Genomic DNA, 13183 nt, shown 5'->3' with positions numbered 1-13183 from the left:
GCTGGGTGTTCACCCGTTCATGGAGATCGAGATCTACGCCGACGTGGTCTGCCCCTGGTGCTGGATCGGCAAGCGCCGGCTGGAGCAGGCCCTCCAGTCGTACGACGGTGAGGTGACCGTCCGGTACCGGCCGTTCCAGCTGGACCCGACGCCGGTCACCGAGCCGAAGCCGTTGGTCGAGGCGATGGGCGCGAAGTTCGGCGGCCGGGAGCGGGCCGAGGCGATGTTCGCCCAGGTGTCGCAGGTCGCGGCTGGCGTCGGCCTGGAGATGCGCTTCGACCGGGCGGTGCATTCGAACACCTTCGAGGCGCACCGGCTGATCCGGTTCGCCACCGAGCGGGGCCGGGCCGCCGAGACCATCGACGCGCTCTACCGGGCGCACTTCACCGACGGGATCGACGTCGGCTCGAAGGACGCGCTGGTCAAGCTCGCCGCCGAGGTCGGCCTGGACGAGGCCGAGACCCGGGAGTACCTGGACTCGAACGTCGGTCGCCGCGAGGTCGCCGCCGACCTGGCCGCCGCCCATCAGCTCGGGGTGACCAGCGTGCCGACCTTCGTGCTGGCCGGGAAGTACGCCGTCACCGGCGCACAGGAGCCGGCGACGCTGCTCGCCGCCCTCCGCGAGGTGGAGCAGCGGGAGTCGGCGGCCTGACGGCCGGGCGTCCGGCGCCGCCAGGCGCCGGGCACGGCGGCTCGTCGGCGCCGCCAGGCACCGGACACTCATCGACGATCGTGATGTTTCACGTGCAACGGGATCGACGTCCGCGATGATCTAGGCCGGCCTGGCCAGCCCCTCCACCACCGTCGCCCCGGGCAGCGCGCCGAGCGCCGGCCCGGGCAGCGCGATCTTGCTGTGCCGCACGCCGGATCCGATGATCACGTGCGGCACGGCGATCACCCGTGAGTCGACCAGGATCGGCCACCGCTCCGGCAGGCCGATCGGCGTGATGCCGCCGTACTCCATGCCGGTCAGCTCCACCGCGTCGGCCATCGGCGCGAAGCTGGCCTTGCGGACGTCGAGCGTCCGGCGGACCACGCCGTTCACGTCGGCCCGGGTGGTGGCCAGCACGATGCAGGCCGCGTACCGGATCTCACCCTCCCGCTTGCCGGCGACCACCACGCAGTTGGCCGACACGTCGAGGCCCACCTCGTACGCCGCGCAGAAGGCGGCCGTGTCGGCCAGCTCGGCGTCGATCGGCGCGACCAGCACGTCGTCCACGTCGACCGGTGCCTCCGCCGGCCACTGCTCGATCGCGGCGGCCACCGGCGGCGCCAGCAGGTCCAGCCGGGCGCGGGCCGGCTCGGTCTTCAGCGTCCCCATCACGGGTGCGATCCTCGCACCCGCGCCCCGGATCCGCTCGGCGGGCCCGGCCGGCGCCGCCGAGCTCAGCTCCCCGTGAGGAAGGCGTTCTCGCGGGCGAAGGTGCGGTCCTGCAGGGAGGCGAGCTGCTCCGCGCGGGCAACCTGGGCCCGCTGCGCTTCCACGTCCTCCATGCCGTGCCGGACACCCAGCCGGATCACGCCGTAGAGGAAGACGAAACCGAACACGTAGAGGATCACCGTGGTGACGAGTACCAGCATGCCGCCACGGTAAGGCGAAGGTGAATCGCAGACGCTTTCATCTCCGCCCGGTTCCCTCGTACGTGTCCGCCAGGTAGTCCGCCCAGGTCCGGGTGCCGGTCGGGGTCGCCGTGGTGGTGAGCCCGCCGGACCGCAGCGCCCGGCCCAGCCGCCCCGGGATCCGTATCGGCAGCAACGGCCGGCGGGACTGGCGGGCGGCTCGCCAGGCGCACACCGCCTCGTCGAACCGGAGCACCTGCGGACCGCCGAAATCCTCGACCGCGCGGGACGGACCGGCGGCGAGCCGCGCGGCGAGGCGGGACGCCACCTCGCCCGGGTCGACCGGCTGGGCGAGCACCGCCCGGTCCCCGACCGTCGGGCCGAGCCGGCTGGCAGCCCTGAGCAGTTCGTCCAGGAACACCGGGAACTGGGTCGCCCGCAGGATGCTCCACGGCACCTCGCCGGCCCGGACCACCTCCTCCGCGGCCAGCTTGTGCCGGTAGTAGCCGAACGGCACCCGGTCGATCCCCACGATCGAGACGTGCACCAGGTGCCGCACGCCGGCGGCCCCGGCCGCGACGACCAGCCGTCGGGTGCCGAGCACGTCGACGTCGTGGGTCCGGCCACCGCCCGGCGCGGAGGCCAGATGCAGCACCGCCTCGACGCCGCGCACCGCCCCGGCCAGCCCCTCCCCGGTCGAGAGGTCCGCCACCACCCACTCCACCCGGGGGTCGTCGCGCCGGTGCCGGCTCATCGCCCGCACCGCGAAACCCTCGCCGAGCAGCGTCGGCAGCACCACCCGCCCGAGCCGACCGCTCGCCCCGGTGACCAGAACCCTCATCGACCGCCCCTTCCGTGTCTCACCCCGACCGACGAGCCGGCACCGGGGATCGTGACGGCACCACGACCCGGCCCGCGAGCAGCACGCCGAGCAGCCCGCAGCCGGCCGCCACCGCGAGGGTGGCCGCGTACCCGGCCGGCCCGGGAGCCGGGCCGGCGGCGAGCACCGCGCCGGTCAGCGCGAGCACGGTGGCGGCGAACAACGAGTCGCCCAACTGCAGCGAGGAGCTGTTCCGGCCCTGCTCACCGGGGGCGGACAGGGCCAGGGTGAGCACCGACAGGGACGGGTAGAGCAACCCCATGCCGAGCCCCGCGGCGGCCCAGCCGAGCACCGCGAACGGCACCGGCACGGCCGGCACGACGGTCAGCGCCACCACGGCCGTACCGGCGGTGATGCAGCCCAGCCCGGCCCGGGGCAGCGTGGCGGCGGAGCGCGGGGCGCGCAGCCGCCCCTGCAGCCAGGAGCCGGCCGACCAGGAGACCGCGCCCACGGTCAGCACCAGACCCGCCGCGGTCGGGGCGAACCCCCGCTCCCGGGAGAGCATCAGCGGGATCACCACCTCCGCCCCGGCGAACGCCGCCGAGGCGAGACCACGCAGGCCGATCACCGTCGGCAGCCCCCGCCGGGCCCGCAGGAAACCCGCCGGCAGCAGCCGCGGCGCGCAGCCGAGCAGCCCCACCAGGGCCACCGCCACCAGCCCGACCGCGAGCACACCGCGCTGCTGCCCCCCGTAGTGCAGCAGTGCGGCGCTCGCCCCCGCCCCGCAGGCCCAGCCGATCCGGGCCCACGCGCCAGCCGACGGCCGGACCGGCGCCGACGCGCCGAGCGCCCGCAGCCCCGGCTGGATCAGCAGCACCGCCGGCACCGCGACCGCCGGCACCGCCAGGAAGACCCACCGCCAGCCCAGGTGCTCGACGATCAGGCCGGCCACCGCAGGACCGACCAGCGACGGTACGACCCAGGCCGCCGCGAACGCGGCGAAGACCCGCCGCCGCAGCTCCTCCGGGTACGCCTGACCCACGATCACGTAGAGCGCCACCGAGAGCAGGCCCGAGCCGAAGCCCTGCACCACCCGGCCGACGACCAGCACCCCCATCGCCGGCGCGGCACCGGCGACGAGCACCCCCACCACGAACCAGCCGACCCCGTGCCACATCGGCGCCCGGGGTCCCCGCGCGTCGCACCAGATGCCGGAGACCACCATCGCGACCACGCCCGAGGCGAACGGGCCCCCGAAGGCGAGCGCGTACAGGGCCAGCCCGTCGAGGCTGCGGGCGACCGTCGGCATGGCGGTGCCGACGGCCAGCGCCTCGAACGCCAGGAGGGACACCAGGGCGACGCTGCCCACCGTCATCGCCCGCAGGCGCGGGGCGTACAGGTGCTCGGGCGGGGCGGCCGGAGCGGCGGTGGCGGTCACCGGCGGTCGGCGCGGGGTGTGATCGGCATGACCTCAGCCTCGGCCCTCAACCCGGGTTGAGGTCAACCGTGAGCCCGGTCTCGTCACGCCGACTCCAGCGCCTCGCCCACCCCCTTCACCAGCCCGGACATGTGCTGGTCGGCCAGCAGGTGCCCGGCGGTGATCACCAGGGCCAACGGCCACTCGATGACCTGCAACGCGGCCAGCACCCCGAGCCCGGCGTAGTAGGCGACCTTGTCCGGCGGCGGCACCGCCACCTCGCCGAGCATCGGGATCTCCACCCGCCGGTCGTACATGTGCAGCGTCTCGTGTCCCCCACTGAGGTGTCGCGTCAGCGTGCTCATCCGGCCTCCCCCGGGTTCACCGGCCATCGACGTCCGACCGGCATTCCACCGGCGACCCGGTCCATGCCCCGCCCAGCAGGGAAACTTCCCCTGCTCCAAGGGCATAACGGACCCTCCGCCGGGAAGCCAGGCCGCCGGGACGAGGCGCGGGAGGCGAGATGGCGTACGGCGAGCGCGGCAGCGGCACCGGGGAGCAGGGCCGGCGACCCGGCCGTACCCCTCGATGACGGCGCTGGGCCGGGTCGCCGGTCGGCTCCTGCCGCCGGTCGGCGTGCCCGAAGCCGTCACGCACGCGGTCCGTACCGTCGCCGCCGCCGTGCCGGACGCGGCCCGCGGCGTCGCATCGGCCCTGCCGGACGCGGCCCGGGCCGCCACCTCGGCCGTGCCCGGCGGCAAAGCCGTGCCGCAGGCGTTCGCCGGCACCGCACGGGGGGTAGGCGCCGCCGCGGCGCGGGTGGCCCGGGTGGCCGGGCTGACCCGCCGCCGGGTCTGGTCCCGCGACGGCCGGCACCACATCGAGGTGCACGGCGTCTGCCAGGACGGCGGAGACCGGCTGGCCCGCCAGGTCGAGCAGGCGTTGGAGCGGATGCCCGGGGTGGCCTGGGCCCGGGTGAACGCCCCGTCCGGCCGGGTGGTGGTGTCCGTCGAGGAGCCGAAGCCGAAGCTGCGCGACCTGATCGCCACGATCGCACGGACCGAGCGGGTCTGCCCGCTCGAACCCGACCCGGAGGTCCCGCCGCCGGAACCGCCCGAGGAGGGGCCGCGCACCCCCCGCACCCTCGGCGCGCTGGCCTCCGACGCGCTCGGCCTGACCATCTCGGCGGCCACCCGGATCCTGCCGTTCACCCCGGTGCCCGGCGAGGTCGCCGGCTTCCTCACCGCGGTCGACCTGCACCCGAAGCTGCACGCCCTCGCCGACCGGGGGTTGCGCGCCGATCCCCGCGCCCAGCTGCTCTTCCCGCTCGCCGAGGCGGTCGCCCAGGGGCTCGCCGGCGGCTGGTCCGGGATCGTGCTGGACGGCGCGCAGCGGGTGGTGCAGTGGGGTGAGGCCCGCGCCCAGCTCGCCGCCTGGTCGAAGGCCGAGCCGAGGCTGACCGGCGACCCGGAGCGGGCGGTCGCCCGGGTACCCGCCGGCGAACGCCCCTGCCCGGCGCCGCCGGGTCCGGCCGAGCGGTACGTGAGTCGGTCGCTCGCGGCGGGCGCCGCCGCCGGCGCGGTCGCGGTGCCGGTGGCCGGCCCGAAGCGGGCCGCCGCGCTGGCGCTCTCCGCGCTGCCCAAGGCCCCCGGCAACGGCCGCGAGGGGTACGCCGCCCAGCTCGGCCGGATGCTGGCCCAGCGCGGTGTGATCGCGATGGACCGCAGCGTGCTGCGCGAGCTCGACCGGCTCGACACGGTGGTGCTGGACGCGGCGGTCCTCGGCTCCGACCGGGGCGTGCTGGCCGACCTGGCGCCGCTCCCCGGGGCGGAGACCGGTCAGGTCGCCGCGCGGGCGTTCGCGCTCTTCGACCCGGAGGCCCCCGACGAGCTGCGGGAGGCCGACGGGTGGCGGCTCGGGCCGCTGGACCGGATCGACGCCGACTACCCCGGCGACACCCCGGACAGCCGCCGGCTCCGGGACGCCGGGGGCACCCTCCTCGGTCTCGCCGAGGGCGACACCCTCGCCGCGGTGCTGCGGGTGGAAACCGCGCCGGCGCCCGGCGTCGACGCCCTCCCCACCGCCGCCCGCCAGGCCGGACTGCGGCTGGTGGTGGCCGGTGACGGCGACGGCCGGTACGACTTCGCCGACGCCGTGCTGCCCGGCGGCCCCCGGCTCACCGAGTCGATACGCGCCCTGCAACGCGACGGCGCGGTGGTCATGCTGGTCTCCGGTGACCGTTCGGCGCTCGGCGCCGCCGACTGCGGCCTGGGCGTGGCCGACCCCGAAGACCTCCCGCCGTGGGGCGCCAACCTACTGGTCGGCGCCGACCTGCGGATCCCCGCGCTGCTGATCGAGGCGACCGGGGTGGCCCGCCGGATGACCGGCCAGAACATCCGGATCGGGATGGCCGGCAGCGGCCTCGGCGCGCTCGGCGCGTTCACCGCCGACCCGCAGATGCTGCCCAGCCGGACCCTGGCCGCGGTGAACGGCGCCGCCGCGCTCGCCTTCGCGCACGGCGTGTGGCGGGCCCGGCGGCTGCCGGACCGGACCCGCCAGTCCGCGCCGGCGGTGACCGCCTGGCACCTGATGCCGGCGGAGACCGTGCTGCGGCAACTCGACACCGGCCCGGACGGGCTCAGCACGGCCGAGGCGGCCCGCCGGCGCAGGGCGGTCACCGGCGAGGCTCCCGGACCGTCCGGGCTGCTCCGGGCTTTCGTCGACGAGCTGTCCAACCCGCTCACCCCGGTGCTCGCCGCCGGGGCGGTGCTCTCCGCCGCGTTCGGCTCGCTGGTCGACGCCGCCCTGGTCGGCGGGGTGGTGGGCGGCTCGGCGCTGATCGGCGCGGTGCACCAGCGCAACACCGAACGCTCCCTGGCCGAGCTGCTGACCCGGGCGGCGGTGACCGCGCGGGTCCTCCGGGACGGCGCGGAGCGGGTCGTCGCGGCGGACGAGCTGGTGCCCGGAGACGTGGTCACGGTCGGCCCCGGCGACGCGATCCCCGCCGACTGCCGGGTGCTCACCGCCGACGGGCTGGAGGCCGACGAGTCGTCGCTGACCGGGGAGTCGCTGCCGGTGGGCAAGACCAGCGACCCGGTGGTGGCCGCCGCCGTCGGCGACCGGCGGTCGATGCTGTACGAGGGCACCACCGTCGCCGCCGGACGCGGTACCGCCGTGGTCGTGGCGACCGGGGACGGTACCGAGGCGGGACGCAGCCTCGCCCTGGCCCGCCAGGCGCCGCCGGCCAGCGGCGTGGAGGTCCGGCTGGGCAGGCTCACCAGCGCGGCCGTGCCGCTCGCCGCCGGCTCGGCGATCGCGGTGGCCGGGGCGGGGCTGCTCCGGGGCGTACCGCTGGCGGCGACGGCGGCGACCGCCGCGAACCTGGCCGTCGCCTCCGTGCCGGAGGGGTTGCCGTTCCTGGTCAGCGCCGCGCAGCTGGCGGCGGCCCGCCGGCTCGCCGAGCACGGCGCGCTGGTCCGCAACCCGCGCACCATCGAGGCGCTGGGCCGGGTGGACGTGCTCTGCTTCGACAAGACCGGCACGCTCACCGAGGGGAAGCTGCTGCTGGCCGGGGTGGGCGACGGCAGCAGCCGGTACGCCCCGCCGGACCGGCTGGACGAGCCGCTGAAGCTGACCCTGGCCACGGCGCTGCGGGCCACCCCCGCCGCAGCCGACCCGGACGAGCTGCCCCAGCAGACCGACCGGGCGGTACGCCGCGGCGCGGAGACCGCCGGGGTGGCGGAGCGGACCGGCGCGGCGGGGTGGGAGCCGGTGGGCGGCCTGCCGTTCGAGCCGTCCCGGGGCTACCACGCCACGGTGGGGCGGACCGGGGGCCGGCTGCTGCTCAGCGTGAAGGGCGCCCCAGAGACCGTGTTGCCACGCTGCGCGGCCCGGCGTACCGCCGCCGGGGACGAGCCGTTGGACGAGGCGGGTCGGACGGCGCTGCACGGGATGCTCGCCGAACGGGCCGGGGCCGGGCACCGGATCCTCGCCGTCGCCGAGTGCCCGGTCGGCGCGGAGACGGTGACCGACGAGCAGGTCGACGGGCTGGTCTTCGTCGGTTTCCTGGCGCTCGCCGACGGGGTCCGGGAGAGCGCCGCGCCGGCCGTGCGGCGGATCCGGCAGGCCGGCGTGCACACCATCATGATCACCGGGGACCATCCGGCGACCGCCGAGGCGATCGCGTCGATCATCAGCCCCGACAACGGCGAGCAGCGCGTGGTCACCGCCACCGAGCTCGACCGGCTCGACGACGAGGCCCTGGCCGACCGGCTCACCGGCACCGACGTGGTCGCCCGCTGCACCCCGGCCCACAAGGTACGCATCATCCAGGCGTTGCAGCGGCACGGCCGGACGGTGGCGATGACCGGGGACGGCGCCAACGACGCGCCGGCGATCCGGCTGGCCGACGTGGGCATCGCCCTCGGCCAGCGGGGCACCCCGGCGGCCCGCGCCGCAGCAGACCTGGTGGTCACCGACGACCGGCTGGAGACCATCATCGCCACCCTGGTCGAGGGGCGGGCGATGTGGTCCTCGGTCCGCCACGCGCTGAGCATCCTGGTCGGCGGCAACCTTGGCGAGATCGGGTTCAGCGTGCTGACCGCCGCGTCGACCGGCCGGTCCGCGCTGACCGGCCGGCAACTCCTCCTGGTCAACCTGCTCACCGACCTGGCGCCGGCGCTGGCCATCGCGGTCCGGCCGCCCGCCGCCGACGGGGCCGAGGACCTGCTGCGCGAGGGTCCGGACACCTCGCTGGGCCAGACGATGACCCGGGAGATCGCGCTGCGGGCCGCCGCCACCACGCTGGGCGCGACCGCCGGCTGGACGTTGGCCCGGTACACCGGGCGACGGCGGCGGGCCGGCACCGTCGCCCTCGCCTCCCTGGTCGGCACCCAGCTCGGGCAGACGGTGCTGGCCGGCGGGACCAGCCCCGCCGTGCTGGCGTCCACCGCCGCGTCGATCGGCGTGCTGGTCGCCGTGGTGCAGACGCCCGGGGTCAGCCAGTTCTTCGGCTGCACCCCGCTCGGCCCGGTTGGCTGGTCGATCGCCGCGGGCTCGGCGCTCGGCGCCACCTTCGCCAACGGCGCGCTGACCCGGCTCGTCGACCGCCTCCCGCAGCCCGGCCTGAAGCCGCCGGCCGCCGGTGGCGAGGCCACGTCCGACCGCTGAGAGCTGCCGTCCGTTCGGCCGCATTCCAGGTACGCCGACCGCCGCCCTCCCCGGCGCGGGCCGGAGGGGACGGCGATGGTTCCCGGGTCAGGAGCGCTCGGAGATGGCCTCGATGAGGTCGCCCACCGGGCGCTCCGGCAGCGAGCGGGCCACGTCGGCGACGGCCACGATGCCGACGAGCTCGTGCCCGTCGATCACCGGCAGCCGGCGTACCTTGTGCTTGCCCATGGTCTGCAGGATCTCGGCCGCGTCGTCGTCCGCGCCGATGGTCACCGCCTCACCCTGGGCCAGCTCTCCGGCGGTCACGCTGCCCGGGTCGCGGCCCTCGGCGAGCACCTTCACCACGATGTCCCGGTCGGTCAGCATGCCCTTGAGCCGGTTGTCGTCGCCGCAGATCGGCAGCGAGCCGACGCCCAACTGGGCCATCCGCCGGGCTGCGGTGTTGAGATCGTCCTGTTCCCGGACACAGCTCACGTCGCTGGTCATGATGTCGCGTGCGGTCGGCATTGGCATCACACCTCACTTTCGGGGGGTTGTTACCTGTTTTCCTACCCCCGCCGCTGTGATGCATGCCGACACATGGACGGCGACCTGGCGGGAACGCAGGCCACGGAGGTGATCGGCATGGCCTTCGTCCAGGTCATCGAGTACGAGTCGGACCGCCCCGCCGACGTGCGGGCGCTGAGCGAGGAGTGGGGACAGCAGCAACTGTCGAACGCCCCGGCCCGGCTGACCGTCGCCGAGGACCGGGAGCGGCCCGGACACTTCGTGATGGTCGCCGAGTTCGACAACTACGAGCAGGCCATGGCGCACAGCGCCCAGCCCGAGACCGGCCGGTACGCCGAGCGGATGCGCAGCCTGGCCAAGGGCGAACCGCGCTACGTCAACCTGGAGATCGTGCAACGGGAGCTCTGAGGGCGGTGTGGTTCTCGCCCGGCTCGACCACACCGGCCTGTCAGTGCTCCTCTGCGCACGGTGCGTTGACTAGCTTGTGGGGATGGTCCACGACGAGCAGACCCTGACGACCCGTCCGAAGACCCCGATTCCGGCCGCCGCACCACCGGCCGCTCGGTGTAGCGGCGACCGCGGTTGGAAACAGTGACGTGGTGCTGAGACGTCTGCTGAACGACCGCTACCTGTCCGAGGAGCTGCTGGGCACCGGCGGCATGGGCGAGGTGTGGCGGGGGCGGGACCTGCGGCTGGACCGGCCGGTGGCGATCAAGGTGCTCACCGCGGCCGGCCTCGACGAGCCGATGGCCGCCGAACGCTTCGACCGCGAGGCCCGTGCGGCGGCCCGGCTGACCCACCCCCACATCGTCGCCGTCTACGACTTCGGCACCGAGGAGCACGACTCCTACCTGGTGATGGAGCTGGTGGAGGGGCGAACCGTCGCGGCGCTGATCGCCGACGGCCCGCTCCCCGTCGAGCAGGCGGTGTCGATCGCGATGCAGGCCTGCGACGGAATCGGAGCCGCGCATTTGGCCGGGGTGGTGCACCGGGACGTCAAGCCCGGCAACCTGATCGTCACTCCGTCCGGCACGGTGAAGATCTGCGACTTCGGCATCGCCCGGCTCCCGCAGGCGCTCGGGCAGAACACCCTCACCGGTCCGGCGACGAAGCTGGGGACCAGCAGTTACATGTCGCCGGAGCAGGCGCTCGGCCGGCCGGTCGACCCCCGTACCGACCTCTACAGCCTGGGCTGCACGCTCTACGCGATGCTCGCCGGCATCCCGCCGTTCTTCGGGGACCCACTCAGCGTCCTGCACCAGCACGTCAACGAGCCGCCCCCGCCGCTGCGCACGCGCCGACCCGACGTACCGGACGACCTGGACGCCCTGGTGTCCGAGCTGCTCGCCAAGGACCCGGCCGACCGGCCGACCAACGCCGCTGCGGTCCGGGTCCGGCTCGCGGCGCTGCTCTCGTCCGATGCCGTGACGGCGGCCGCCGCGCCGGTCGCGGTGGTGGCGGCCGGCGCGCCGGTCGCGGTGGTGGCGGCCGGCGCGCCCCGTCTCGCCGGCGCCGACCAGAGTCCCGACGGTCCCGAGGTGGCAGCTCGAGGCCCGGCCGCGCCGGGCCGGGACGTCGCCGGGGCACCCGCTCCGGCTGAACGCGGCCCCGGCAACGGGCGGGTTCCGACCCGGCGCTGGCGTCGCCTCCTGCTGGTGGCGGCCGCCGTGCTGGGTGTCGCGCTGCTCGCGCTGGCCACCGTCGCGCAGCTGACCCCGGACACCGATACGTCCGTCGCCGAACCCACCGTGTCCCCCACCTCCGCCCCCGCCACGACCACCGCCGCCCAGCCGAGCAGGCCGGCCGTGCCGGTCACCGCCGCGCCGACCGGGCCGTCGCTCGCCTCCGCGACCCGCACCCCGGCCAGCCGGACGCCCAGCCCGCGGGCCACCTCGCGCACGCCGAGCCCGACCCCGCCCGCGGACCCCCTCGTCGCCATGCGCCTGTCGATCCAGGAGCAGGTGGTGGCCGGCCAGTTGAGCCCGGACGCGGCCAAGGACCTGCACGCCAAGGTGGACGCGATCGCCAAGGAGATCACCGAGGGCGACACGAACTCGGCGGAGGAGCAGATCAAGAAGCTGCGCGACAAGCTGTCCGAGCTGCTGCGGGGCGGCAAGCTGACCGCCGACGGGTACGACGCCCTCAGCGCGGACGTCGACCGGATCGCCGCCGAGCTGCCGTAGCCGCGCGTCCGGCCCGGGGTAAACCGGTCGAGCTGATCGCCGGAGGCCGGCTAGGGTGCGCCCGTGTCGTCGCCACGCCTCGAGAAGATCACCACGGACAACGTCCTGGCCGCCTGCGCGATCGCGGTCCGGCCGGACCAGGAGGGCCTGGTCGCGCCGGTTGCCCGGTCGCTCGCCGAGGCGTACGTCCAACCGGACGTCGCCTGGCCGCGGCTGATCGTCGACGGCGATCGCCCGGTGGGCTTCCTGATGGCCTTCTTCAACGTGCCGTGGCGCGAGGACGACCCGACCGACGTCCGCTCCGGGCTGTGGCGGCTGAACATCGCTGCCAACCAGCAGGGCAGGGGCTACGGCCGCTTCGCCGTCGAGTCGCTGGCCGAGGAGGTCCGCCGCCGCGGCAGCACCCGGCTGATCACCACCTGGGTGCCCGGCGAGCACGGCCCGGAACGCTTCTACCGGCGGCTCGGCTTCCGGCTCACCGGCGAGCTGAGCGGCGAACAGGTGGTCGGCGAGCTGGACCTCTGACCGTCAGTGCCAGGTGGCGGCGGCCCGCCTCAGCCGGTCGTTGATCGCCCGGCCGACCCCGACGTCCGGGACCGGCTCGGCGACGATCTCGGTCACCCCGGCCGCGTCGAGCCGGTGCAGCGCGTCGAAGAGCCGCGCGGCCGCCGCGGTCAGGTCACCGTCCGGCGACAGCACCTCCACCGCCGCCCAGTCGCCCGCCGCCGGCCGCTCCCGGAAGGCGAGGAAGCCCCGCCGGCCACCGCCGGATGCCTGCTCCGCCGTTCCGATCCGCAACGGGGTACGCGGCGCGTAGTGCGCGGCCAGCGTCCCGGGCGCCACCGGCTGGCCGGAGCTGCCCGGCCGTACGGTGACCGGCCCGACGGCTTCGACCAGCGCCTCCACCGGCAGCGCGCCCAGCCGCAGCACCACCGGCCGGTCGCCCCGGGCGTCCACGATGGTCGACTCGATGCCGCATCGGGTGGGCCCGCCGTCCAGCACCACGTCCACCGCGTCGCCCAGCCCGGCCACCACGTGCTCGGCCCGGGTGGGACTGAGCTGCCCGAACCGGTTGGCGCTCGGCGCGGCCACCGGCACGCCGGCGGCGGCGATCAGTGCCCGGGCCGACGGCTCGTCCGGCACCCGGACCGCCATGGTGTCCAGCCCGGAGGTGACGATCGGCGGGATCGCCGCCGGCCGGTCCACGATCAGGGTGAGCGGGCCGGGCCAGAAGCGCTCGACCAGCGCCGCGACCGCCGGCGGCACCGCGCCGACCAGTGCCGGCAGGTCGACCGCGTCGGCCAGGTGGGTGATCAGCGGGTCGAAGCTCGGCCGGGCCTTCGCCTCGAAGATCCGCGCCGCCGCCCGGGCGTCCAGGGCGTTCGCGCCCAGCCCGTAGACCGTCTCGGTGGGGAAGGCGACCAGCCCTCCGGCACGGAGAACCGCGGCGGCTTCGGCGACGCCGCTGTCGGCCGGCAGGACGCGCGGGGATCCGGTGGTCACGCACCGACGCTAGCCTGCCGCCCT

General features: G+C 75.8%; 12 protein-coding genes. 5 read left to right on the top strand and 7 right to left on the bottom strand.

Features of this window, described 5'->3' with window-relative positions:
- The first annotated feature begins 19 nt into the window (after positions 1 to 19).
- Positions 20 to 652 carry a DsbA family oxidoreductase gene (locus EV384_RS04075; protein ID WP_130330252.1) on the top strand — a complete coding sequence of 211 codons (633 nt, stop codon included), beginning with the start codon at positions 20 to 22 and terminating at the stop codon, positions 650 to 652.
- 120 nt (positions 653 to 772) lie between these two features.
- Here EV384_RS04075 and EV384_RS04070 read toward each other — a convergent pair whose 3' ends face one another.
- The 5 genes from EV384_RS04070 to EV384_RS04050 all read right to left on the bottom strand — a co-directional run bounded on the left by EV384_RS04070 (position 773) and on the right by EV384_RS04050 (position 4189).
- Complete coding sequence (locus EV384_RS04070; protein ID WP_130340221.1) at positions 773 to 1321, bottom strand: YbaK/EbsC family protein; 549 nt, start codon at positions 1319 to 1321, stop codon at positions 773 to 775.
- 65 nt (positions 1322 to 1386) lie between these two features.
- Entirely contained in the window at positions 1387 to 1581 is a 195-nt protein-coding gene (locus EV384_RS04065; protein ID WP_130330250.1) for a hypothetical protein, read from the bottom strand.
- A 37-nt stretch (positions 1582 to 1618) separates the two neighbouring features.
- Positions 1619 to 2401, bottom strand: coding sequence for an SDR family oxidoreductase (locus EV384_RS04060; RefSeq protein ID WP_130330248.1), 783 nt, complete (start codon positions 2399 to 2401; stop codon positions 1619 to 1621).
- Between the two features lie 19 nt (positions 2402 to 2420).
- Positions 2421 to 3818 carry an MFS transporter gene (locus EV384_RS04055; protein WP_242623932.1) on the bottom strand — a complete coding sequence of 466 codons (1398 nt, stop codon included), beginning with the start codon at positions 3816 to 3818 and terminating at the stop codon, positions 2421 to 2423.
- A gap of 83 nt (positions 3819 to 3901) precedes the next feature.
- Complete coding sequence (locus tag EV384_RS04050; RefSeq protein WP_130330246.1) at positions 3902 to 4189, bottom strand: hypothetical protein; 288 nt, start codon at positions 4187 to 4189, stop codon at positions 3902 to 3904.
- A 196-nt stretch (positions 4190 to 4385) separates the two neighbouring features.
- Between EV384_RS04050 and EV384_RS04045 the strand changes: the two genes are divergently transcribed.
- The gene (locus tag EV384_RS04045; RefSeq protein WP_130330244.1) at positions 4386 to 8966 is read left to right on the top strand and encodes an HAD-IC family P-type ATPase; all 4581 of its coding nucleotides are present in this window, start codon (positions 4386 to 4388) and stop codon (positions 8964 to 8966) included.
- A gap of 87 nt (positions 8967 to 9053) precedes the next feature.
- On the opposite strand, the gene EV384_RS04040 is transcribed toward EV384_RS04045, so the two are convergent.
- Positions 9054 to 9473 carry a CBS domain-containing protein gene (locus tag EV384_RS04040; RefSeq protein ID WP_130330242.1) on the bottom strand — a complete coding sequence of 140 codons (420 nt, stop codon included), beginning with the start codon at positions 9471 to 9473 and terminating at the stop codon, positions 9054 to 9056.
- 117 nt (positions 9474 to 9590) lie between these two features.
- On the opposite strand from EV384_RS04040, the gene EV384_RS04035 reads away from it, so the two are divergent.
- From EV384_RS04035 to EV384_RS04025, 3 genes are all read left to right on the top strand, one after another.
- Complete coding sequence (locus tag EV384_RS04035; protein ID WP_130330240.1) at positions 9591 to 9881, top strand: hypothetical protein; 291 nt, start codon at positions 9591 to 9593, stop codon at positions 9879 to 9881.
- Between the two features lie 191 nt (positions 9882 to 10072).
- Entirely contained in the window at positions 10073 to 11656 is a 1584-nt protein-coding gene (locus EV384_RS36670) for a serine/threonine-protein kinase (protein WP_130330238.1), read from the top strand.
- Positions 11657 to 11719: 63 nt separating this feature from the next.
- Positions 11720 to 12181, top strand: coding sequence for a GNAT family N-acetyltransferase (locus EV384_RS04025; RefSeq protein ID WP_130330236.1), 462 nt, complete (start codon positions 11720 to 11722; stop codon positions 12179 to 12181).
- 3 nt (positions 12182 to 12184) lie between these two features.
- On the opposite strand, the gene EV384_RS04020 is transcribed toward EV384_RS04025, so the two are convergent.
- A complete protein-coding gene (locus EV384_RS04020) occupies positions 12185 to 13135 on the bottom strand; it encodes an L-threonylcarbamoyladenylate synthase (protein WP_130340216.1) in 951 nt (316 codons plus the stop codon).
- Positions 13136 to 13183 lie beyond the last annotated feature (48 nt).

The organism is Micromonospora kangleipakensis (assembly GCF_004217615.1).
In the GTDB taxonomy this organism is placed as follows: domain Bacteria; phylum Actinomycetota; class Actinomycetes; order Mycobacteriales; family Micromonosporaceae; genus Micromonospora; species Micromonospora kangleipakensis.
This window is presented reverse-complemented; position numbering and strand designations above follow the sequence as displayed.

Excerpts from the sequence above, each read along its gene's own strand:
- EV384_RS04075 (WP_130330252.1), top strand. The coding sequence starts at position 20 with ATGGAGATCGAGATCTACGCCGACGTGGTCTGCCCCTGGTGCTGGATC.
- EV384_RS04070 (WP_130340221.1), bottom strand. The coding sequence starts at position 1,321 with ATGGGGACGCTGAAGACCGAGCCGGCCCGCGCCCGGCTGGACCTGCTG.
- EV384_RS04065 (WP_130330250.1), bottom strand. The coding sequence starts at position 1,581 with ATGCTGGTACTCGTCACCACGGTGATCCTCTACGTGTTCGGTTTCGTC.
- EV384_RS04060 (WP_130330248.1), bottom strand. The coding sequence starts at position 2,401 with ATGAGGGTTCTGGTCACCGGGGCGAGCGGTCGGCTCGGGCGGGTGGTG.
- EV384_RS04050 (WP_130330246.1), bottom strand. The coding sequence starts at position 4,189 with ATGGCCGGTGAACCCGGGGGAGGCCGGATGAGCACGCTGACGCGACAC.
- EV384_RS04045 (WP_130330244.1), top strand. The coding sequence starts at position 4,386 with ATGACGGCGCTGGGCCGGGTCGCCGGTCGGCTCCTGCCGCCGGTCGGC.
- EV384_RS04040 (WP_130330242.1), bottom strand. The coding sequence starts at position 9,473 with ATGCCGACCGCACGCGACATCATGACCAGCGACGTGAGCTGTGTCCGG.
- EV384_RS04035 (WP_130330240.1), top strand. The coding sequence starts at position 9,591 with ATGGCCTTCGTCCAGGTCATCGAGTACGAGTCGGACCGCCCCGCCGAC.